Genomic DNA, 20,965 nt, shown 5'->3' on the forward strand with positions numbered 1-20,965 from the left:
CTCAGTCGTCCGATTCGGCCTGGACGGCGCGGCCCTTGCGGCCGCGCGCCCACTGGGTCGCGCCGAAGGCGACCACCAGGAAGGCGACCACGAAGCCGGCGAGCGACCAGGCGACGAGCGCGGTGTGGGAGCCGGATGAGGCGGCCGTGGCGACCAGGGGATCGCCGGAGGTACCACCCTGGGCGTTCGGCACGGCGGAGCCGGCCGGCGCACCGCTCGGCACGCCCGTGCCGGAGCCCGTGCCGGAGCCCGTGCCCGTGCCCGAGCCCGGGCCGACGGGGGCGGACGGATCGGCCTGACCCGTGCCGCCCTGCATGCCCTGCACCTCCTGGCCGGTGCCGGGCGTGCCCGCGGCGGGGTTCTCGGGCTTGGCCTGGGTGCCGTCGCGGTAGGAGTCCTTGGAGACGAAGCGCACCGAACCGCTGAAGTCCCGCAGGCCCTTGTCGTCGAAGGGCGCCTTGAGGCACGTCGCCGTGAAGGTGTACGTGCCGTGCAGGTCGCGGAAACCGGCCGTGGCGGCGTAGTCCTGCATGGTGAAGGTGAGCGGGATCGCCAGGCCGCCGCCGACGCCCGGCGGGTAGGTGCCGATCGGCGCGTTGCCGACGACGTTCTGGCCGCCCTTGGGGAAGCCGGCTCCGTGCACCCGGACGATGACGTACGTGGTGGCCGGCGGGCAGGGGGCCGCGGCGGTGAGCGTGATCGGCTGCGTGGCGGAGCCCTGCGGCGGCGAGACCGAGAGGGCGCCGGGGGCGGCCGCGGCGGCGCTCGGCGCGCCCATCCAGCTCACCAGCGCGGCCAGCACCATGGCGACCGGCGCGGCCGCCTTCGCCTTGGGGGCCCGCTTGGACCCGGCGGGAGCGGGGCGGCCGGCCGGGGCGGCCGAACCCGGACGGCGGCGGCGCCCGCGGAGCCAGAAGTACAGTCCGGCGCCGACGGCCAGCAGCACGACGGCCACCCAGAACCACGGCACGGCCCAGAAGCCCAGCGTGCGGGTCACCCGCGGCAGGACGGGGTGCTTGATGTCACCGCGCACGGAGACCGGGTCGACCTGCACGGTCGCGGTGTCGCGCACCGTGGGCAGCACGCCGGTGGCCTTGGCGGTGAACGTGAGCTTGGTGCCGGGCAGCAGCTCGGCCATGTCCTCGACACCGGTGATCTTGGCGGTGCCGCCGAACAGATCGCGGACCTTCACGATCTGACGGGCACCCAGCCGGACGTTGCCGATGTTGCGGACGGTGTACGTGATGGTGGCGGAGCCGCTGCCGAAGGGGTTCGCCGTGCCGTGGTAACTGGCGTGCACGTCCTCCACGGTCAGCCGCGGCTTGAGCTCGCCGGCCACCCGGACGTAGACACGGGCGCCGACGCGCTGGTCGACCTTGACCCGGTCGCCCTTCTTGTCGGTGCGGACTCCCGCCAGCGACGCGACGATGCCGGCGACGTGGTCGCCCGGGGTCACGGCGGCGGGGACGGTCAGGGTGAAGGGCACGATGACCTTCGAGCGCCGCGGAATGGTCACGCGGTTCTTGCCGACCTTCACCCACGCACCGGCGTCCTTGGACTTGGCGCCGCCCGCGAGCAGGTCGAAGCCGCCCTCGGCGGTGTTGATCGCGTCGGCGGCGTACACGTTCAGGGTGAGCGGTTCGTTGCCGTAGTTCCAGACGGCGAGGTAGTCGCGCACCGCGGCGCCCGGGGTGACGCCGTACGAGAAGTTCGGCCGGGCGTCGGGCTTCTTCGCGGACGACGGCTGGACGCCGAAGGTGGTGCGCCCGTGGGGGTCCGCGGCCGGCCGTGCGGACGACGGCTGTGCGGGTGCGGCCGTAGCGGCTTCGGCCGCGGGGAGAACGGCGAGGAGGCAGGCGGCCAGGACGGCGGCCAGCCGGCGGGCGGAACGAGTGATCATGTCAGGTCGTCCGTTCGGGCGCGGGCAGTACGGGAGGGTGAATGCGGCCGGAGGCCGGGACGGGCATCGCTGCCCGTCCCGGCCCGGGGCGGCCTCGGCCGGCACCGCCCCATGACCTGCTACCGGCTCAGATGGCCGTCAGCGTGAGGGTCGCGGTGTAGGTACCGGCGACGGTCGAGGTCGGGGCGTTCAGGGCGAGGTCCGCCCCGAAGTGCGCCGTGCCGAGACCGGTGCCGATGGCCAGCGAGCGCGAGGACTTCAGACCGGCCGTGCCGGCGTCCGTGGCCTCGGCACCGTTCGCCGGGTCGACCTTGGTGCCGGCGGTGACGGTCTGCGCCGGGGAGTGGTCGATGACGTTCGGGGTCCAGCCGAGGTTCTGGCCGTTGATGGCGTGGGTGCCACCGTCGGAGAAGTCGGTCACCTGGCCGCTGGCGGACCAGCCCGGGTTACCGGCGCGGGTGTCCGTCAGGGTGACCGGGTTGATCTCGCCCGCGGTGGTGAGCAGGTCGCCATTGGCGTTGAGCACCGGCGAGGGCAGGGTCACGTGCGGGTTGTCCACGCTGATGGCCAGCGCGCCGGCCTCGACGGTGGTGGTGATGTCCTCGGAGGCGGAGACACCGCTGAAGGCACCGATCACGTACGGGATCGCGCCGGAGTCCGAACCGAGGTAGTCCGCCGTGTTGGCCGGGACGAAGGTCGCCGAGAAGGCGTGGTCGCCCTTGGCGAGGCTGCTGGTGGTGAAGGAGGCCTCACCGCCGTTGACCGCCACCGTGGCCAGGGTGGAGGTGTTGCCACCCACCGTGTCCTGGAACTTGATCGAGCCGGCCGCGGCGGCGGGCGCCACCGTGGCGCTCAGCTTGACCGGGCTGAACTGCGGCGCCGTGCCGGACGGGGAGACCGCCAGCGCGGTGGTGGTGGCGGTCGCCGGGGCGACGTTCACCTGGTAGTCGACCGCGGTGGACTTCGAGCCGGCGTAGGCCGGGTCCGACGGGGTGAACTCGGCCGTCAGCGAGTGGCTGCCCGAGGACAGGTTGCTCGTGGTGAGGGCCGCGGTGCCGCCGGTCACGGACTTCGGGGTGCCGAGGGCGGCGCCGTTGTCCTTGAACTGCACCTCGCCCGCGACGCCGGCGGGGCCGACGGTCGCGGTCAGGGTGACCGGGGTGCCGGCGGTGACCGGGCTGTTCGGGGACACCGCGAGGGCGGTGGAGGTGGCCGTCTTCACGTCCGGGTCCGTGCTCTGGTACGTCGTGTTGGACGTGAACCAGATCGAGGACTTGAACTCACCGTAGATGGTGTCGCCGAACGCCTTGCGGCAGGTGACGGTGAACGTGTACTTGCCCTGAAGCGTGCTGAAGCCCGCCTCGTTGGCGTAGTCACGCATCGTCTCCGTCAGCGGGATGATGAGCCCGCCGTTCTCCGTCGAGTTGTAGGTCTCGAACGGGGAGTTGCCGACGACGTTCTGGCCCTCGTCCGGGAAACCGGCGCCCTGGACGTAGACGAGGATGTTGGTCGAGGGGTCCGGGCAGGGACCGCTCGTCGTGAAGTCCATGCTCTGGGTGTCGGCGCCGCGCGCGGGGTTGGCCACGGCGGTACCGATCTCGTCGGCGTGCGCCGCGGGGGCTACCAGCAGCCCGGCCGTCAGGACGGCCACCGTACCCGCGAGGCCGCCCGCCAGGGCTCGCGAGAACTTGTTCTTCAACACAGTCGTGCTCTCCCTCTGGGAAGGATGAGAAAGTGGCGAAAGCGAAGGTTCAGACATCCATGGGGGGATGAAGTGAAGCGACCGCGTCAGGGGGTCTGCTTGCTGGTGTCACCGCAGTTCGGGTTGGCCGCGAAGCCGTAGGTGTTGATCACGCCGGTCTGCTGGCAGACGAGCGCGTTCGACCCGACGAAGACGGTGCTCCAGGGAGCCGTGCCGATCTTGCTGGTCGGGATGACGTTGTAGACGTCGCGCTTCACACCGAAGTTGGTGTTGAGAACGTTGGGCGCGAGGCCGTCGATGGTGCCCAGGATCGCCCGGCCGCGCAGGTCGGCGACGGTCTGCGACGACTGCGAGTTGTACTGGGCGATGGAGAACGGAACGATCGACTTGTCGTCGAGCACACGACCGTCGTGCTCCTGGACCGCGGAACCGTTCTTGGTGTCCTTGATGCAGGGGTAGACGTTGGCGACCACGTCGGCCTCGGTGATGCCGACCGTGGACTCCCAGAAGGAGCGGGTGCCCGAACCGGCCTGCGGCAGGAGCGCCGTCAGCTTGAAGTTCGGGGCGGTGCCCACGTAGGCCGGGTCGCAGTGGTAGATCGCCTTGAGGTCGGCCAGGCCGAGCTTGCGGGGCACGGTGCTGCTGGGCGTGATCGCGTAGCTGACACCGTCCACGGCGAACGGGACGTAGGTCAGACCCGGGGTCGCGGCGGTCAGGGTCAGGCTGGAGGAACGCGCGAAGTCCAGGCAGCCGTTGCCGGCCTGCAGGGAGTTCAGCAGCGCGGTGCGGCCGGCGCCGGAACCGTTCGGACGGGGAATGTTGCAGCCCGGCGTCGTGGCGGGGTCCTTGGTGGTCACGTTCGCGGTGCCGGTGGCGTTGTACGAACCGATGACCTTGACACCGTTGATGGTGACGGCGTTGGCGATGCCGTTCATCACGTCCTGGGTGGTGTCGGAGCCCACACCGGACAGCTGGCGGTAGGTCGGCGAGCCGGACGGGTCGGCGACGGCCACGCTGCCGCAGACGGTGCCGGTGAGAAGGCCGGCGGCACCGATGGCCGCGACGACGAGCTTGCGGATGTTCACGTGAAATTACCTCTCGGCTAGGCTTTTGCCGGGTGGTGCCCGGCGCGATGGTTCAGACAGTTCGTTGGCGCGGACCTGTCGATGGTTCGAGTGCGGGCATCACCCCTTTCCTTGCGGTGTGTTGAGGCCCCTCGTGCGCAGGGCCCGCAGACCGGTCGCGACCCGCGGCGCCACTCTCGGCAGCAGGGGGCCGCAGACGGCCGCGACAAGGCCGGCCACGAGGGCGATCAGGAGGGCGAAGCGCGTGGCGCCGAGTGCCCAGTCGGGTGTGGGCGGCAGCGGACTGCCGGCGGCCACCGGAGTGGCCGAGGGAGCGCCCGAGGACGTGCCCGAGGGCACGCCGGCCGGCGCCGAGGGCGCCTGCGACGCGGGCGGGGTGGAGCCGTCGGCCGGCGGACCCGGAACACCGGCGCCGCCGTCACCGGCACCGCCGCCGCCCGAGCTCCCGCCGTCGCCGCCGCCCGAGCTCCCGCCGTGGCCGCCCGTGTTCCCGCCGCTCGAGTGGCTGGGATCGGGGTCGGGGTCGGGGGTCGTGACGCCGGACCGGGACACGATGGCGGAGGCGGCCTGCAGGGTCTGCGAGCGCAGGGCCTGCGGCAGCGGGACATAGCCGTCGGGCAGGGTGCCGGCGGAGACACCGGGGCGCTGGCCGGGACCGACCGCGTACCGCAGCAGGTCGGCGTACTCCTGGCCTTCCTTCTTCCCGAGGTTCTCGGGCACCGTGGCCGCGTAGCTGAGCAGCGGGATCGGATAGGCCGCCGCGTCCTTGGCGACGGGGTCGTTCCCCAGCACCCCGGCGACACCGCTGGGCTTCATGGCCTTCTGCGCCGCCAGGAGGGAGGCGTCGGTGGGTGCCACGAAACGGCCCGCGGCATTCTGCAGGGCGGCGGTGACCAGCCCGTAGCGGTGCGCGGTGGCGGTGTCGGTCACCGCGAGGACGGCCCGCTGGCCGGCCGGCTGCGGGTTGTCCTTCTTGTACGCGGGCGGGAGGGTCGTGTTGTCCCAGAGCGTGCGGGACAGCGTCTCACCGCGCGCGACCGCGCGGGCGCCGGCGTGCATGTCGGAGGCGTAGGGGTGCTTGTCCTGGATGCACAGCGGATTGTCCGGGTGGTCCGGGAACTCCTGGCAGAACGGATCGTTCTTGGGGTAGGAGTTGACGGGCAGTCCCGCGTCCTTGTAGTGCGGGTTGACCGTCATGCCGGAGAACTTGGCGTCGCCGTGGGCACCGGTGTTGTCAGGAGTGCCGTCCAGGAACTCCCGGGCGGCCGGATCCTGCACCACCCAGTTCCACAACTCCCACGCGGTGTCGGAGAGCGGTTCGGGCACCAGGGCGTCACCGAGGGAGCCGCCGAAGTCGAGGTCGGCGTAGTCCGGGTTGTACTTCTGGAACTCCGGGTCGCGGGCCAGGTTGAAGGGGTTGTTCTTCGTACTGTCCGCGAAGCGGGAGTTGCCGTCCTGGTAGGACTCGGTGAGGAGCTTGGCGACCAGTCGCGCGGTCAGGTTGAGCGAGGACAGCCGGGTGCCGTTGCGGGCCTTGACCGAGTCCGGGGCACTGAAGCCCGCCCGGCTCTCGATGAAGTAGCCGAAGGTGAGTCCGGACAGCGCGACCGGCGCGTACACCGGCCGCTGGCCCTGGGGGACCTGGTCTGCGGTCGCCGGGCGGCTGACGAAGACCATGCCCGGCTTGTCCGAGACCAGCTTGACGCGGGCGGTGTCGTCGGTCGCCTGCAGGTACCCGTAGATGGTCTTGGCACCGGTCTGGCACAGGGCCGGCTGCCAGCGCAGGACCGCCTCGGCGACCGCCTCGGTCCCGAGCGTGCCGACCTCGTCGGCGCCGATGGGGCAGAAGTTGCCGATCGACTCGAACTGCAGCGGCACGACGATGCGCTGCTTCCAGTTGGTCGCGCTGAGCGGGGAGGACTGCAGCAGGCCGCTCGACTGCGAGCCGTACGGGCTGCCGTCCACCTCGGTCTCCCCGCGCGGCACGACGACCAGCCAGCAACTGCGGCCCGTGGCGGAGACGTGCCCGGCGGGGACCTCGCCACAGCCGAGGCCGGGGGCCTCCAAGGAGGTCTGGACCTCGAAGTAGACCTCACCCGTCCCGTTGGTGCCGCTCCGGGCGTAGGGGACCTCGTTGGAGGTGCTGACGTCGTAGAACTCGTTCCAGTTGCCCTTCTTGATCACATCGCCGGTGACCGAGTGGAAGGGGACGGAGGAGATTCCCGTGTCCGAGGACGGCGGCAGGGTCTGAGCGGGGTCGTGGAGTCCGCCGTAGTTGAGCTGGCGGGTGTTGGTGTACGCGCCGGCGCCCTGGCTGCCCGCGCCCGCACCGAGCGCGGAGGAGGCGCCGAACTGGCACTGATCCGGCTTCGGCCCGGTGGAGGCGTCGCCCCAGCACTGCATGATCTGCAGGTAGTCGGCCGCGTAGTTGCTGTCCGAGATCGTCGGCGTGGCGCCCTTCCAGGAGATCTTGACCACCTGGTTGACGAGGTTCTTGGTCTGGCTGACCGTCAGCTTCAGGTCGGCGAACTCGTCATGGCCGGAGACCGTCACCTGCGACCCGGTCCCGGCGGCTGCCTTCTGGACGGAGGCCGGGGCCGCGGCACCGGTGAGCGCCAGGGCGAGGACGGCCAGCAGGCCGGCCAGCGGTCGGCGGAGTGATCTCATGACCGGTCCTTCCGGCCGAGGCGCGAGTTGAGCAGCGGCGGCACGATGGTGAGGGCCACCAGCAGCACCGCGGCCAGGACCATCAGCGTCGTCTGGGTGCCGCCGCCGATGTTGCTGGCGGTCGTCACGGGCAGCGGGTAGGCGCCGTTGCCGCCGCCGTCGGCCGCGGCCGCGCCGTTGTCGACGACCTGACCGGTGTCCGGGTCGATCGAGGGGGAGGCGCTGCCGCCGCCGGTGGTGCCGGCGCCGCCGGTGTCACCGCCGCCGGCAGTGGAGGTGTCCCCGCCGCTGCCGCCGGAGCCGCTGCCGCCCGTACCGCCGGTACCTCCTGTACCGCCGGTGCCACCCGTGCCGCCCGTGCCGCCGCTGCCACCGGAGCCGTTTCCGCCACCGGTGCCGCCCGAACCGCCACTGCCGCCCGAACCGCCGCTGCCCCCGCCGACGTGGGTCGGAGTCTTCGCGCCACCGGTACCGGTGTCGCACTGCGTCCCGCCCTGCTTGTCACAGGCGGGCGGGTAAGGGGCGGTCTTCGCCAGGGTGTTGGTGCCGTTGGCGGAGAAGGTGGGGTTGCGGCAGGTCTTGATGTCGATCGATTCGACATCGACACCGGGGATCTTGCGGACCTGCTCGAGTCCGGCCTTGACGAGGTTCACCGGTAGCGGCGAATACCCGAGGTCGTCCACGTGCTGCTGCCCCTGGCACAGGAAGTAGTACGCGAACGCCCCGAGCGTCTTGCCCTTCTGCTCGTTGAAGTTGTACTCCAACTTGGTCGGAATGATCATGTAGCTGTAGCTCGACAGCGGATACGTGCGCGGGTCGCGGTCCGTGTAGACCGCGTCGAGCTTCTGCGTGAGGTCCTTCTTGTTGATCTGCGCCTGGAGCAGCGCCACCGCGACGTTGGTGGCCTTCGGCTCGACGTAGTAGCCCGCCTGGTTGAGCACCTTCACCACCGGGAAGCCGGTGGTGGAGGTCGCGTACGAGTACTCGACATAGGTGATCGTGCCGACGCCGTTCTTGCCCGCGACGTAGCCGGAGACACCGTTGGAGCCCGCCTGCGCGACGAAGCCGTTGCCGGAGACGATGGGGTAGTTGGACGTCTGCCCGCAGGGCGTGCTGCGGCCGGCCTTGCTGCAGTAGTCGTCCCACAGCGAGCCGTACCGCTTGGCCATCCAGGTCGTGAACTGCGCGGTGGTGCCCGAGCCGTCGGAGCGGACCACCGGGACCACCCTGCGGGCCGGGAGGGAGGCCGCGAGAGCGGGGTTGTCCGCCTTGATCGCCGGGTCGTTCCACGTCTTGATGACGCCGGTGAACATCTTGGTGAGGACCTCGCCGGACAGCCGCAGGTTGGTGACCCGCTTGCCGGCGATCGTCAGGTTGTACATGAAGGAGGTACCGCCCGCCACGATGGGCATGTAGGCGTAGTTCCGGGAGGGCGGCGGGTCGACGACACCGGAGTCCTTGACGCCGTACGGGATCTCGGAGACGCCGAAGTCGTAGGTGCCGTTGCGGAACTGGTTGCGGCCGTCGGAAGAGCCGGTGGCGGCGTAACTGACCGTCATTCCGTACTTCTTGACGTTGGCCCGCCACTGCTCGATCGCGTTCGCGCTCCAGGTCGAACCGACGCCGGAGATGGGGACGTACGTCACGGCGGCGGCGGTGTCGGCCGCCGGCAGCACACCCGTGAACAACAGGGCGGCCAGCAACGCGAGAAGTCTCACGGCTTGGGAACGGAAACGTGCGGGCGGTGCCGGACGGGCTCCGGGCATGACGGGGGGCTCCTGATCAGTACGGGTGGTGCGGTCGGGACGGCGGGGGGTCACGAGTCGTCCGTGCCGGGGGCGGCCGGTGCGGCAGGCTGCGGGGCCGACGGCCGGCGGGCGCCCATGCGCTGCACGTCCCGCTGGGAGGCCAGCACCCGCCGGTGTTGCTGACCACGGCTCAGCTCTCCCGGGCCGCGGCCGCCGATGGCACGGGCCAGGAGGAACAGCAGGAGGACCAGCGCCATCAGCAGCGCCGCGGCACCGAACCCCCGGGAGATCAGATTCGGCTGCGGCGACCCGACGAGCGAGAAGGTCGCCAGCGGCAGCGAGATCTGCGGGCCGCTCAGCGGGTCGGCGTTGAGACCCGCCGTGAACCCCGCGGTCAGCAGCACCGGCGAGGTCTCGCCGATACCGCGGGCGGTGCCGAGGATGACCGCGGTGGTGAGACCCGACCGCGCGGTCGGCAGCACCACGGTCCACACCGTGCGCCACTGGCCGGCCCCCAGCGCGTACGACGCCTCGCGCAGCGAGCTCGGCACCAGGCGGATGACCACGTCGGCGGCGCGGATGATGATCGGGAGCATCATCACGCTCAGCGCGAGCGCGGCGGCGAAGCCGGACTTCTCCAGGCCGATGATGAGGATGACGGTGGCGTAGATGAACAGACCCGCCACGATCGAGGGCAGGGCCGTCATGGCCTCCACGATGGTCCGCACGAAGCGCGCGTATCCGCCGGGCACTTCATTGAGGAACACCGCACAGGCGAGGCCGAGCGGCACCGTGATGGCCAGTGCGATCCCGATCTGCTCCAGCGTGCCGACGATGGCGTGCAGCACACCACCTTGCGTGAGCGGCTGGAGCGGGCCGGTCTCCGACAGGTCCTGGGTGAAGAAGTTCAGGTGCACCAGCGCCTGATGGCCCCGCCACAGGGTGTAGAAGACCACGAAGACCAGTGCGACCAGGAGCAGCAGGGCCAGGCTCTGCCACACCAACGCCGCCACCCGGTCCCGTACCGCCGCGGCATTCTGGTCCAGGGAGACCAGCACGGCGTACAGGCCGAGGAAGCACACGTACGCGACGACGACGAAGCCCAGGAGGGAGTCGAACGGCGCGACCCAGAAGAACAGCAGCGAGGTCAGCGCGACCGCGCCGACGAGGGCTCCGGCCATCGCCAGCAGGTCGTTCAGGTGCACACCGGAGGTGTTGCGCCGGATCTCGGGTCCGTCGGGGCGGGCGGCCGGGGCCGTCCGCTCCTTGGTGAGGAGGTCACTCATCTCAGGCCTCCACCCCCGCGCCGGAGCGACTGCGCGCAACGATCGAGGAGGCGATGAAGTTGACGACCAGCGTCATGAGGAACAGTGCGAGGCCGGCGGCCATCAGGGCCGACATGCCGAAGGTGCTCGCCGAGCCGTAGCGCAGGGCGATCAGCGCCGAGACGGAGTTGGCGCCGTTCTGCAGGATGTGCGGCTGGATGGCGAAGACCGGCGAGATGATCATGTAGACCGCGATCGTCTCGCCCAGCGCCCGGCCGAGGCCGAGCATCGTGCCGCCGATGATGCCGCCGAGCCCGAAGGGCAGGACGACGGTGCGCACCATGCCCCACTTGGTCGCGCCGAGCGCGTACGCGCCCTCGCGCTCGCCCACGGGCGCCTGGGAGAAGGCCTCCCGCATGACGGAGCAGGCAATCGGGGTCACCATCAGCGCCACCACCATCCCCGCGATGAACGTGGAGGACGTGAAGACGGTGGAGGTCGCCAGCGGGTCGTCGAGGTCGGTCCCCGTGACCTTGAAGATCGGGATCCAGCCGAAGTACGTGGCCAGCCAGCGGGACAGCCCGACCACATGGCTCTGGAGGAAGAACGCGCCCCAGAGTCCGTAGACCACACTCGGCACCGCCGCCATGAGGTCCACGAGGCTGACGAGCGTGCGCCGCAGACGGCGCGGCGCGTACTCCGAGATGTACAGAGCCGTGCCCAGCGCCAGCGGCACCGCGAAGGCGATCGCCGTCAGACCGATCAGCACCGTGCCGGTGAGCACGGCCGCGATGCCGAAGTGGTGGGAATCGGGTTCCCAGGCCGCCGTGGTGAGGAACGAGAAGCCGGCGACACTGAGCGCCTGCCACGCGCGGTAGGTCAGGAAGACGCCGACCAGCAGCATGATGACGAGCACCGTGGCGCCGCTCCCCCGCGCCGCGAGGCGGAAGGCGAGGTCGGCGCGCTCGGCGCTGCCGCGGATGGTGCGGGGGACGTCGTCCACGGGATCGGGACCGGGCTCGGAGGAGCGTCCGAAACCGGGAAGTGCGACGGTCATCGGACCCCCGCCCCGGCCCGCAGCCCGGTGGGCGGCGTGGTGTCCCGGGAACCCCCGGTGTCCTGGGCGTCGCGTGCGTCGCGGCCCTCTTCGGACTCTTCTCGCGTAGACCGCGGCTGAGCTGCGGCCCGCAGGCCGCGCAACCGCGGCCGGTGGGCGGTTCCTTCGGTCATCTCCGCGACGGTGACAGCGGCCAGGAACAGCCCCAGGTTCTGCTGGCACTCGCGCTGGCGCTGGTAGGTGCGGCCGGACACCGCGACGTCCTTTCCACCGAGCGCGACCCGCCAGGTCCAGGTGCTGCCGGCATCCGCCATGGCCAGCTGCGCGCGGACCTGCCCGACGTTCTCGCGGAGCAGGAGCACGGCCGCCTGGCACTCGGCCAGGGACGCGTACGCGCGGGCGCTGCGGCCCAGTTCACGGTTGTTGGCACCGACCAGCCGCCAGCCGACCGCGGCGGGGCGGCCCTCGCCGCGCTCCTGCCGGTCGGTCCGGTCGTGACGGTCCTGTCTGTCGGGTCTGCCCGGTCTTTCGGGTCTTTCGGGTCTTTCAGGTCTCTCGGGTCTCGCAGTGCGCGACAAACCCTCCGGGGAGAGGTCCGGGTCCCCCGGATTCCCCGAACGCACATGCTGCGCCCCTGGCAGGTACCTGCCATCCCCCTGGGCCAGCATGTACAGAACGCGCGGCCGGACCATAAGGCCGACCTCCCTCCCCATTGTGTTTTTCGCGCAACAGGCCGAAATACATCCCCAAGCGGGACTGACAGTCGCGGCACATGAGGGGGTTGCGTTCAAGGAGGGGAGAACGCCGAACGGATGGAAGATGAACGAGACGTGCAGATCCACGCAAGGTAACGATGATCAAGGTTACGGTGACGCTCCGCTTTTTCAGCCACGGTCCGACGCAGGCAATGTCACGCAGAAGCGGTACGCATCGACCGGCAGTTGCGTGAGCACGGTCGTCAACAGTCTTGAAGGGACACGTAGTTGAAACTGGAGGCACAGATTCTCGCCAATCGCGGCCGGCCGCGGAGCGCGTCTGCGCAACCTGTTCAGAGGACGTTTCTCGCCAGTTCGCCGGCCACCGGAAGACGTTCACACGGCCGACGGCCGGCCGTCCCCGCACGGGCGGTCAACCGTCCCGTCCGGCGCCCCTGGCGGTCAACCGTCCCGTCCGGCGCCCCTGATTGCCCCTGATTCCCTACCCGTGGGTACGGGAACCGCCGGCGCATCCCGCGCGCGGAGAACCCGCGGCTCCCGGCCGCGGGCCCGCACGGCGACCGGAGTCGCCGGGGAGGGAAAGGCCCGTCCGCAACGGCGACGCCGGGCCGTTCCTGCCGCACCGCGTCAATTCACGCCGGTGCGGCCCACTTCGGTCACCTTGCAGGTGATGTCGTCCCCCGCCGGACCGGTTCCCTGGGCACTCTCCTTCACGGAGGCCCCGCCGGCCAGTCCCGTGGTCGTCGCGACGCCCTGGGAGATCAGGTGTCCCGTCGCATCACTGAACTCCACGCGCACCTGGTAGTCGGCGCTCTTCTGGCCGTGGTTGGTGATGACCACCTCGGCACTGGGCGACTTGGTGAAGTCCGTGAGCCCGCACGAGTCGATCTTCACATCGTCCTTGAACTGGCCCTGCCCGGCGGCGTCCTGCGCCGGCCCGGTGCTCACCGCCGGCGCTGTGCCGCCGGAGTCCCCGTCGTCGCCGGTGTGGAGGGCGAACGCGACACTGCCGCCGACCACGACAAGGATGGCCACGATGCCGAAGCCGAGTATTTTCCCCGCCCCCGACTTCTTCGGCGGCTGGACCCAACCGGGTCCTTGGGACGGGTGCGAACCCGGTGGTTGCGTGTGCGACGACTGTGTCACAGGAGCCCCCTGAGGCTTGGGTGTGGGGGACACCGTGACATCACCCTCACAGTCCGCGCAGACATGCGAGCGGTCTGTGATGTTGCCGTGACCGATCCGGTACTGATCATTCCTCCCGGTCACCACCGATCCCCCGCGACCGTCCCCCGGGCGCACACTGGGGAGGTCCGTGGCCACGCGACGCCCGACCGGAGGAGCCATGTCCCCGTACGAGCAACTCGCAGCGCTGGCCGCGCTCCTGGACCAGGCGGTGGCCGCCCAGCCGGCGGCCGACCGCGTGGTCGCGGCCTGCGGCGAGCCGGGCCCGGTCCCCACGGAAACGGCCCGGACCGGCAGCCGGCAGGCGGCGGTTCTGCAGGGCATCGCCCAGCGGCTGCGGGACCTGCCCGTCGACGGGGAGCGGGCGAACGCCCGCGACGAGGCCGTCCGGCTGCTCACCTACGACCACTGGATGGTGCGTCAGGCACTCAATCTGGCCTTCACCGCCAACGCCGACCCCTTGACCGAGGCCGCCCGCCTGCGACTCAACGGACTGGGCGCCCCCGCCGACCGGCTGCGCGAGCTGGGCACGCGGATCAGGGACGCGGCCGCACAGGCGGCGGCCGACCGCGGCACCGGGCCGCGCTGAACCGCGCCCCGTACCTCACGTCCCGTGATGGGCCAGGCCGGCGTGCGGATCGGGGAGGCCGGCCGCCGGCGCCGGGTCGGGATGGACCAGGGCGGCGCTCAGCCGGGGAACGGCGTGCAGCAGTGCGTGTTCGGCGTCCACGGCCACCTGGTGCGCCGCGCGCAGGTCGAGCGAACCGTCCACGACGACCGCGACCTCCGCCCGCACCCGGTGGCCGATCCAGCGCAGCCGCAGTTCGGCGACGTCCAGGACACCGGGCCGGTCGCGCAGCGCCCGCTCGGCGGCGTCCACGAGCGCGGGGTCGACGGCGTCCATGAGACGGCCGAACACCTCGCGCGCCGCGTCGCGGAGCACCAGCAGGATGGCGGCGCCGATGAGCAGCCCGACGACCGGGTCGGCCGCGCGCCAGCCGAGTGCCGCACCGCCCGCGCCGAGCAGCACGGCCAGCGACGCGAAGCCGTCGGTACGGGCGTGCAGCCCGTCCGCGACGAGCGCGGCCGAACCGATCCTGCGCCCGATGCGGATGCGGTAGCGGGCCACCCATTCGTTGCCCGCGAATCCGGCGAGCCCGGCTGCGGCCACCGCCGGCAGATGGGAGACGTCCCGCGGATCCATCAGGCGGTCCACCGCCTGGTACCCGGTGACGACCGCGGACGCCGCGATCGTGGCGACGACGACGATCCCGGCCAGGTCCTCGGCCCTGCCGTAGCCGTAGGTGAAGCGGCGGGTGGCGGCGCGCCGTCCGAGCAGGAACGCCAGGCCCAGGGGGAGGGCGGTCAGCGCGTCGGCGGCGTTGTGCACGGTGTCGCCGAGCAGCGCGACCGACCCGGACACCACGACGACGGCCGCCTGCACGGCGGCGGTGGCGCCGAGGACCGCCAGCGAAATCCACAGGGCGCGGATGCCCTCGGCGGAGCCTTCCAGTGCGCGGTCCAGCTTGTCCGTGGCCGCGTGGGAGTGGGGGCGGGCCCTGCCGTGGTCGTGGCGGTGCCCCTGGTCGTGGCCGGGCTTGTCGTCGTGGCCGGGCTTGTCGTCGTGGCCGGGCTTGTGGTCGTGGCCGTGCGGCTGTCCGTGACCGTCGTGCGGGTGGGGGTGCCGGTGCTCGTCCATGACTGTCATTATGTGCGTATGAGCGCACGCATGCACCTGTCACCTGCACAGGATGCGCACCCGCGAGACCCTGGCGCCGAGCAGTACGCCGTCGCCGCCGACCTGCTCGGGCTGCTCGCCGACCGCACCCGGCTGCGGATCCTGCACGCCCTGGGCCGGCGGGAGGCCGATGTCGGCACGCTGACCGAGATGTGCGGCGCCGCCCGCCCGGCCGTCAGCCAGCACCTGGCGAAGCTGCGGCTGGCCGGGCTGGTGACCGGGCGGAAAGAGGGGCGCCGCATGGTCTACGTCCTGGCCGACGGGCATCTGCGCCGGGTGGTCGACGAGGCGCTGAACCTCGCCGACCACCGCATCAGCGGCGCACGGCCGCACGACTGACCCGGCCGCGGCGGCGCCGCTGCTGAAGGCGCCTGCTCAGCCTGCTCAGCCTGCTCAGCCGGCCAGGCCGCGGCGGGTCAGCAGCGGGCCGATCTCCGGGGCCCGGCCCCGGAAGCCCTCGTAGGCCGCGAGCGAGTCGACACTGCCGCCGCGCGAGAGCAGTTCGCGCCGGAAGGTGTCGCCGTTCTCCCGCCGCATGCCGCCGTTCTCCCGGAACCACTCGACGGTGTCGGCGTCCAGGACCTCGCTCCAGAGGTAGGAGTAGTAACCGGCGCTGTAGCCGTGGGCGAAGATGTGCGCGAAGTAGGTGCTGCGGTAGCGCGGCGGGACGGCCGGCAGCGCGAGCCCCGCCTCCTTCAGCGCGGCCGCCTCGAACTCCTCGGCGTCGCCCGGGTCGTGACCGGCCGGGATGGAGTGCCAGGCCCAGTCGAGCACGGCCGCCGCCAGGGCCTCGACCGTGCGGAAGCCCTGCCCGAAGCGCTCGGCGGCCTCCATGCGCGCCACCAGGTCGGCCGGCATCGGCTCACCGGTCTCGTGGTGCCGGGCGTAGTGGGCCAGCACCTGCGGCCACGTCGCCCACATCTCGTTGACCTGGGACGGGTATTCGACGAAGTCGCGCGGGACCGAGGTGCCGGAGAAGAAGGGGTACCGGACGTCGGAGAGCAGCCCGTGCAGGGCGTGGCCGAACTCGTGGAAGAGGGTGTGGACCTCGTCGAAGGTGAGCAGGGCCGGCTCGCCCGGCGCGGGCTTGGCGACGTTGAGGTTGTTGACGACCACGGGCTTGCGGCCGAACAGGTGCGACTGGTCGACCAGGCTGTTCATCCAGGCGCCGCCGCGCTTGGAGGCGCGGGCGAAGAAGTCGCCGAGGTAGAGGCCCAGCGGTGCGCCGTCGGCGTCGAAGACCTCGAAGACCCGTACGTCGGGGTGGTAGCCGTCCAGGTCGGGGCGCTCGGTGAAGCTCAGCCCGTACACCTGGCCCGCGGCGTGGAAGACACCGTCCCGAAGGACCCGGTCGAGCTCGAAGTACGGGCGCATCGCGGCGGCGTCGATGTCGTACTCGGCCTTGCGGACCTTCTCCGACCAGTACGTCCAGTCCCACGCGGCGAAGTCCGACAGGCCCGATGCCTCCGCCAGCGCGGCCGCCTCGCGCTCGGCGTTGGCGACGGCGGCCGGGACCAGCCGCGCCAGCAGGTCGGTGACCGCCTCAGTGGTGCCCGCGGTCTGGTCGGCGACGACGTAGGCGGCGTGCGAGGGGTAGCCGAGCAGCGCGGCGCGGTCGGCACGCAGCCGGGCGAGCCTCACCACGACGGCGCGGTTGCTCGTGAGCCCGCGGCCCAGGGACGCCTCCAGCAGCCTGCGGCGCAGGGCGCGGTCGTCCAGGGAGGCGAGTTCGGTCTGGTGGGAGAAGTTCTTCAGGCTCAGCACGTAGCGGCCGTCGTGACCGAGGGCGGTGGCGTTGGCGGCGGCCGAGGCGATGGCGTCCGGGGACAGGCCGGCGAGTTCGTCCGCGCTGTCCAGGACGATCGCGGCGCCCTTGGTGTCGGCGAAGAGGTTCTGCTCGAAGGTGGTCGAGGCCTCGGCGATCTCACCGTTCAGCTCGCGCAGCCGCTCGCGGCCCTCGGGGTTGAGTTCGGCACCGGCGCGGACGAAACGGGTGTGGTAGCGCTCCAGCAGCCGTAGGGACTCCGCGTCCAGGCCGAGTTCGTGCCGCGCGTCGTGGAGCGTCCTGATGCGGGCGAAGAGGTCCGGGTCGAGGTGGATGGCGTCGGCGTGCGCGGCGAGTGCCGTGTTGACGCGGGCCTCGATCTCCTGCACGGCGGGGCCGGTGTCGGCGGCCGCACGGTTGAAAAAGACGTTCGAGACGCGGCCCAGCAGGTCGCCGGAGCGCTCCAGGGCGACGATCGTGTTCTCGAAGCCCGGCGGCTCGGGGTCCGTCGCGACGGCCCGCACCTCGGCGAGCTGCTCGGCCATGCCGCGCTCGAAGGCCGGCAGGTAGTGCTCGTCCTGGATGTCGGCGAACGGCGGCAGCTCGTAGGGGAGGGGGCTCGGACTGAGGAAGGGATGCGTCGAGGTCACGCGACCGACCCTACGCCCGCCGCATTCCGGGCGGACGCGGCCTTTCGTAGGATGGCCGGGTGACAGCCCCCCGTACCGACAACCGGCTCCGGCGCGGCAACGAGACGCGCCGCCTGGTCCTGAGCCGCGCCACGGCCCTCGCCTCGGTCGAGGGTCTCGAAGGGCTGTCCCTGGGCAGGCTGGCGGCCGAACTGGGACTGAGCAAGAGCGGGGTGTTCGCCCTCTTCGGTTCCAAGGAGGAGCTGCAGCTGGCCGCCGTCCGCGCGGCCCGCGAGGTGTACTTCGACCATGTGGTGCGGCCCCCGCGCGAACTGCCCCCGGGTATCGCCCGGGTGTGGCGGCTGTGCGAGGGATGGCTGGAGTACTCCCGCAGCCGGGTGTTCCCCGGCGGGTGCTTCTTCCTCGCCGTCGCGGCCGAGTTCGACGCGCGGACCGGTCCGGTGCACGACCTGGTCGCCGAAGCGCGGCTGGAGTGGATCACCTATGTCGAGATCACCGTCGAGAAGGCCCGCGGGGCCGGGCAGTTGCGGGCCGACCTCGATGTGCCCCTGCTGGCCTTCGAGCTGATCGCGCTGATGGAGTCGGGCAATCTCCACTCGGTGCTCTTCGACGACGCCTCCGCCTACACCAAGGCGGGCACCGCCGTCCTCGCGCGGCTGCGTGCCGTCGCCTCGGCGGAAGCACCGCCCCTGCCCGCCCGGTTCGGGGACTGAGGGTTCGACCGGACGGAGTTCCGTTGCCGTCCGCCGGACGGGTGTCCGATCATCACCACCTCTGCCAGGTTTGTCACTGTTACGCGGGCTTCGCGTAACAGCTGATCAACAGGCCCTTTCACCCGTCATCCCATGTCGTTGACCCGGCGAGGCTGACCGCTCGAAGCCATCGCGAGGAGGTGCGTGTGAGATGACGGATCGGACCCTCTGGTCGTACGCCGAGATCGCCGCTCACATCGGGGTCCAGGTCGACACGGTGCGCTCGTACCGGAAACACGGGCACCTGCCGCCGCCAGACGTCGTGGAGGCCGGCAAACCCTTCTGGTACGCGGACACCATCCGTCTGTGGAGCTCCCGGCGGCCGGGCAACAGAGGCCGCCGGGAGCTCGGCTGACGCTCAGCCGGTCGCGGCGGGCTCCGGGTCCCGCGCGGGCTCCTCCCGCGCCGGGGCCCCGCCCGGCCCCTCCCCCTCGCTCAGCCCGACGCGTTCGTGCAGCCGCTTGAGCGGTCCCGGGGCCCACCAGGTGGCCCGTCCGGTCAGCCGCATCACGGCCGGCACGAGCAGCGTGCGGACCACCATCGCGTCCATCAGCACGGCCAGCGCGATCCCGAGGCCCAGCATCTTGGTGTTGGCGACCCGGGAGGTGCCGATGGCCACCATCACCACCGCCAGGATCACCGCGGCCGCGGTGATGAGGCCGCCGGTCCGGCGCACCCCGAAGACCACGGACGAGCGGTGGTCACCGGTGCGGTCGTACTCCTCCTTGATGCGCGACAGCAGGAAGACGCCGTAGTCCATCGACAGCCCGAAGGCCACGCAGAACATCAGCACGGGCAGGGTGGTCTCGATGCTGCCGGTCGCGGTGAAGTCCAGCAGCCCCGACAGATGGCCGTCCTGGAAGACCCACACCACGGCGCCGAACATCGCGGTCAGGCTCAGGGCGTTGAGCAGCACCGCCTGCACGGGGATGACAACGGAGCCGGTGAGCAGGAAGACCAGCAGCAAGGTGACCGCGGCGATCATCCCGGCCGCCCACGGCAGCCGGTCGGCTATGACGTCCTTGGTGTCCACGAGTTGGGCCGCCGTGCCGGTCGCCGAGGTCGTGAAGGGTGCGTCGACCGCCCGGATCCTGTCCACCAGGTCCTGGCTGGCCGGGTCCACCGCCGCCGTCTTCGGCAGCACCGTCAGATAGGCCGCCCCGTCGGTGGCCCGGGCCGCCTCGGCGGGGCCGGGCGCGGCGCTGCGCTCTCCGGAGGCGTACTGCCCGGCGGGGCCGTCGACGACGACCACCCCGGGCAGTTGGGACAGCCTGCTGCTGTAGGCCCCGAGCTGTGCGGCCGTCGGGCTGCCCTCGGCGAGCACGGTGATCTCGTCGCCCGGGTTGCCGGGGAAGTCGTCACGTATGTGCTGCTGCACGACATGGGCCTCGGCCGTCGCCGGCAGCTGGCGGTCGTCGGCCGTGCCGAATTGCACCTGGAGGAAGGGGACTCCGAGCAGCACCAGCCCGGCGATCGTGCCGGCCGCGAAGAGTGGCGCCCGGCGCATCACCAGGGTGGCGAGCCGGGCGTACCCCGCGCCGGGTTCCCGTGCGCTCCGCCGGCGCGGCAGGATCCTGCGCAGGTCCAGGGCGTTGACCCGGTGGCCCAGCAGCACCAGCGCCGCCGGCAGGATCACCAGGGCGGCACCCGCCGCCAGCAGCACCACCGCGATGCCCGCGTAGGCGAACGAGCGCAGGAAGTACTGCGGGAACAGGAACATCGCGGACAGCGCCGCAGCCACGGTGAGCGCCGAGAAGAGCACTGTGCGGCCTGCCGTGCGGAGCGTCGCCCCCACCGCGGCCCGCGGATCGGCCCCCGCGTCCAGTTCCTCCCGGAAGCGGCGCACGATGAACAGCGCGTAGTCGATGGCGAGTCCGAGCCCCAGGGCGGTGGTGAGGTTCTGGGCGAAGATCGAGACGTCCGTGAACGCCGTGATGCCGCGCAGTACGGCGTTGGTGCCGAGGATCGCGACGATGCCGATCACGAGCGGCAGCATCGCGGCCACGGCGCTGCCGAAAACCATCACGAGCAGCAGCAGCGTCACCGGCAGCGCGATGACCTCGGCGCGGGCCAGGTCGTCCTGGATGGTGGTCTGCAGTTCCTGCCGGAAGGCGGCGAGGCCGCCGACCCTGACCTCCACCGGGCCGTGCTCCCCGCGGTACGCGGGGGCGAGGCGCTCGACGGTCTTGACGACCGTGTCGTCGTCGCCTGCGATGCGGGCGGCGATCATGGCCTCGCCGCCCTCCTTGGCGCGCAGGGCCGGCGCCGAGGTGGTCCAGTAGGAGGTGACACCGCTGACGTCCTTGTCCGCGGCGAGCCTGCGGCCGAGTTCGCGGCCCTCGGCGGCCACGGCCGGGGAGTCCACCCCGGCCCCCCGGCTGTCGACGAGGAGGATCAGATTGGGCTGGGAGTCCGGGAAGTACTTCTGCAGGGCCGCGTTGGCGTACGACGACTCGGAGCCGGGCGCCTCCCAGCCGCCGCTGTGCAGCCGCTCCGCGACCCCGCTGCCCGCGACCACGGCGAGAGCGGTGAACAGCAGCGCGAGGAGCAGGGTGAGCCCCGGCCGGGCGGTGGTCACCCGGGTCCAGACCCCTGGCGGGCGCCCGCGGTTGACATCGGACATGACAGAGGTGTCCCCTCCCATGAAGAACAGCCGTAAACTGGCCAACACGAGCGATCACTCGCGTTTCTTCAGAATGCGAGCGGCCACTCGCGTTTGTCAACAGTGATTGGGG

Annotated in this window: 16 protein-coding genes; 4 read left to right on the forward strand and 12 right to left on the reverse strand. The window is 71.5% G+C overall.

Annotated features, from left to right (window positions below):
* Nucleotide 1: 1 nt before the first annotated feature.
* The 9 genes from ABZ883_RS14250 to ABZ883_RS14290 form a co-directional block, all read right to left on the reverse strand.
* Nucleotides 2–1,900, reverse strand: a complete 1,899-nt coding sequence (locus tag ABZ883_RS14250; protein ID WP_360905904.1) for a hypothetical protein — start codon at nucleotides 1,898–1,900, stop codon at nucleotides 2–4.
* 127 nt (nucleotides 1,901–2,027) lie between these two features.
* The gene (locus ABZ883_RS14255; RefSeq protein WP_360905905.1) at nucleotides 2,028–3,602 is read right to left on the reverse strand and encodes an Ig-like domain-containing protein; all 1,575 of its coding nucleotides are present in this window, start codon (nucleotides 3,600–3,602) and stop codon (nucleotides 2,028–2,030) included.
* Nucleotides 3,603–3,688: 86 nt separating this feature from the next.
* Nucleotides 3,689–4,687, reverse strand: coding sequence for a hypothetical protein (locus tag ABZ883_RS14260; RefSeq protein WP_360905906.1), 999 nt, complete (start codon nucleotides 4,685–4,687; stop codon nucleotides 3,689–3,691).
* A 99-nt stretch (nucleotides 4,688–4,786) separates the two neighbouring features.
* Nucleotides 4,787–7,354 carry a hypothetical protein gene (locus ABZ883_RS14265; RefSeq protein ID WP_360905907.1) on the reverse strand — a complete coding sequence of 856 codons (2,568 nt, stop codon included), beginning with the start codon at nucleotides 7,352–7,354 and terminating at the stop codon, nucleotides 4,787–4,789.
* Nucleotides 7,351–9,072 (reverse strand): phosphate ABC transporter substrate-binding protein PstS, encoded by a 1,722-nt coding sequence (locus tag ABZ883_RS14270; protein ID WP_360905908.1) that lies wholly within the window; start codon nucleotides 9,070–9,072, stop codon nucleotides 7,351–7,353. The genes ABZ883_RS14265 and ABZ883_RS14270 overlap by 4 nt, the downstream gene beginning before the upstream one ends.
* 98 nt (nucleotides 9,073–9,170) lie before the next feature.
* Nucleotides 9,171–10,388: a phosphate ABC transporter permease PstA gene (pstA, locus tag ABZ883_RS14275; protein WP_360905909.1), complete on the reverse strand. Its 1,218-nt coding sequence runs from the start codon at nucleotides 10,386–10,388 to the stop codon at nucleotides 9,171–9,173.
* A gap of 1 nt (nucleotide 10,389) precedes the next feature.
* A complete protein-coding gene (pstC, locus tag ABZ883_RS14280; RefSeq protein WP_360905910.1) occupies nucleotides 10,390–11,424 on the reverse strand; it encodes a phosphate ABC transporter permease subunit PstC in 1,035 nt (344 codons plus the stop codon).
* Nucleotides 11,421–11,786, reverse strand: a complete 366-nt coding sequence (locus tag ABZ883_RS14285; RefSeq protein ID WP_360905911.1) for a hypothetical protein — start codon at nucleotides 11,784–11,786, stop codon at nucleotides 11,421–11,423. The genes pstC and ABZ883_RS14285 overlap by 4 nt, the downstream gene beginning before the upstream one ends.
* Nucleotides 11,787–12,767: 981 nt before the next feature.
* Nucleotides 12,768–13,175, reverse strand: coding sequence for an FxLYD domain-containing protein (locus ABZ883_RS14290; RefSeq protein WP_360905912.1), 408 nt, complete (start codon nucleotides 13,173–13,175; stop codon nucleotides 12,768–12,770).
* A 310-nt stretch (nucleotides 13,176–13,485) separates the two neighbouring features.
* Between ABZ883_RS14290 and ABZ883_RS14295 the strand changes: the two genes are divergently transcribed.
* Complete coding sequence (locus ABZ883_RS14295; protein ID WP_360905913.1) at nucleotides 13,486–13,914, forward strand: hypothetical protein; 429 nt, start codon at nucleotides 13,486–13,488, stop codon at nucleotides 13,912–13,914.
* Between the two features lie 15 nt (nucleotides 13,915–13,929).
* Here ABZ883_RS14295 and ABZ883_RS14300 read toward each other — a convergent pair whose 3' ends face one another.
* The gene (locus ABZ883_RS14300; RefSeq protein ID WP_360905914.1) at nucleotides 13,930–15,024 is read right to left on the reverse strand and encodes a cation diffusion facilitator family transporter; all 1,095 of its coding nucleotides are present in this window, start codon (nucleotides 15,022–15,024) and stop codon (nucleotides 13,930–13,932) included.
* 18 nt (nucleotides 15,025–15,042) lie between these two features.
* On the opposite strand from ABZ883_RS14300, the gene ABZ883_RS14305 reads away from it, so the two are divergent.
* Nucleotides 15,043–15,402 carry a metalloregulator ArsR/SmtB family transcription factor gene (locus ABZ883_RS14305; protein ID WP_360905915.1) on the forward strand — a complete coding sequence of 120 codons (360 nt, stop codon included), beginning with the start codon at nucleotides 15,043–15,045 and terminating at the stop codon, nucleotides 15,400–15,402.
* Nucleotides 15,403–15,456: 54 nt separating this feature from the next.
* On the opposite strand, the gene ABZ883_RS14310 is transcribed toward ABZ883_RS14305, so the two are convergent.
* Complete coding sequence (locus tag ABZ883_RS14310) at nucleotides 15,457–17,478, reverse strand: M3 family metallopeptidase (RefSeq protein ID WP_360905916.1); 2,022 nt, start codon at nucleotides 17,476–17,478, stop codon at nucleotides 15,457–15,459.
* Between the two features lie 59 nt (nucleotides 17,479–17,537).
* Here ABZ883_RS14310 and ABZ883_RS14315 point away from each other — a divergent pair, with 59 nt between their 5' ends.
* Nucleotides 17,538–18,191, forward strand: a complete 654-nt coding sequence (locus tag ABZ883_RS14315) for a TetR/AcrR family transcriptional regulator (RefSeq protein WP_360905917.1) — start codon at nucleotides 17,538–17,540, stop codon at nucleotides 18,189–18,191.
* 190 nt (nucleotides 18,192–18,381) lie between these two features.
* Nucleotides 18,382–18,585: a MarR family transcriptional regulator gene (locus ABZ883_RS14320; protein WP_319661490.1), complete on the forward strand. Its 204-nt coding sequence runs from the start codon at nucleotides 18,382–18,384 to the stop codon at nucleotides 18,583–18,585.
* A gap of 3 nt (nucleotides 18,586–18,588) precedes the next feature.
* Here ABZ883_RS14320 and ABZ883_RS14325 read toward each other — a convergent pair whose 3' ends face one another.
* On the reverse strand, nucleotides 18,589–20,853 hold the full coding sequence (locus ABZ883_RS14325) for an MMPL family transporter (RefSeq protein WP_360905918.1): 2,265 nt from the start codon (nucleotides 20,851–20,853) through the stop codon (nucleotides 18,589–18,591).
* Between the last annotated feature and the right edge of the window lie 112 nt (nucleotides 20,854–20,965).

It is taken from the genome of Streptomyces sp. NPDC046977, assembly GCF_040644455.1.
In the GTDB taxonomy this organism is placed as follows: domain Bacteria; phylum Actinomycetota; class Actinomycetes; order Streptomycetales; family Streptomycetaceae; genus Actinacidiphila.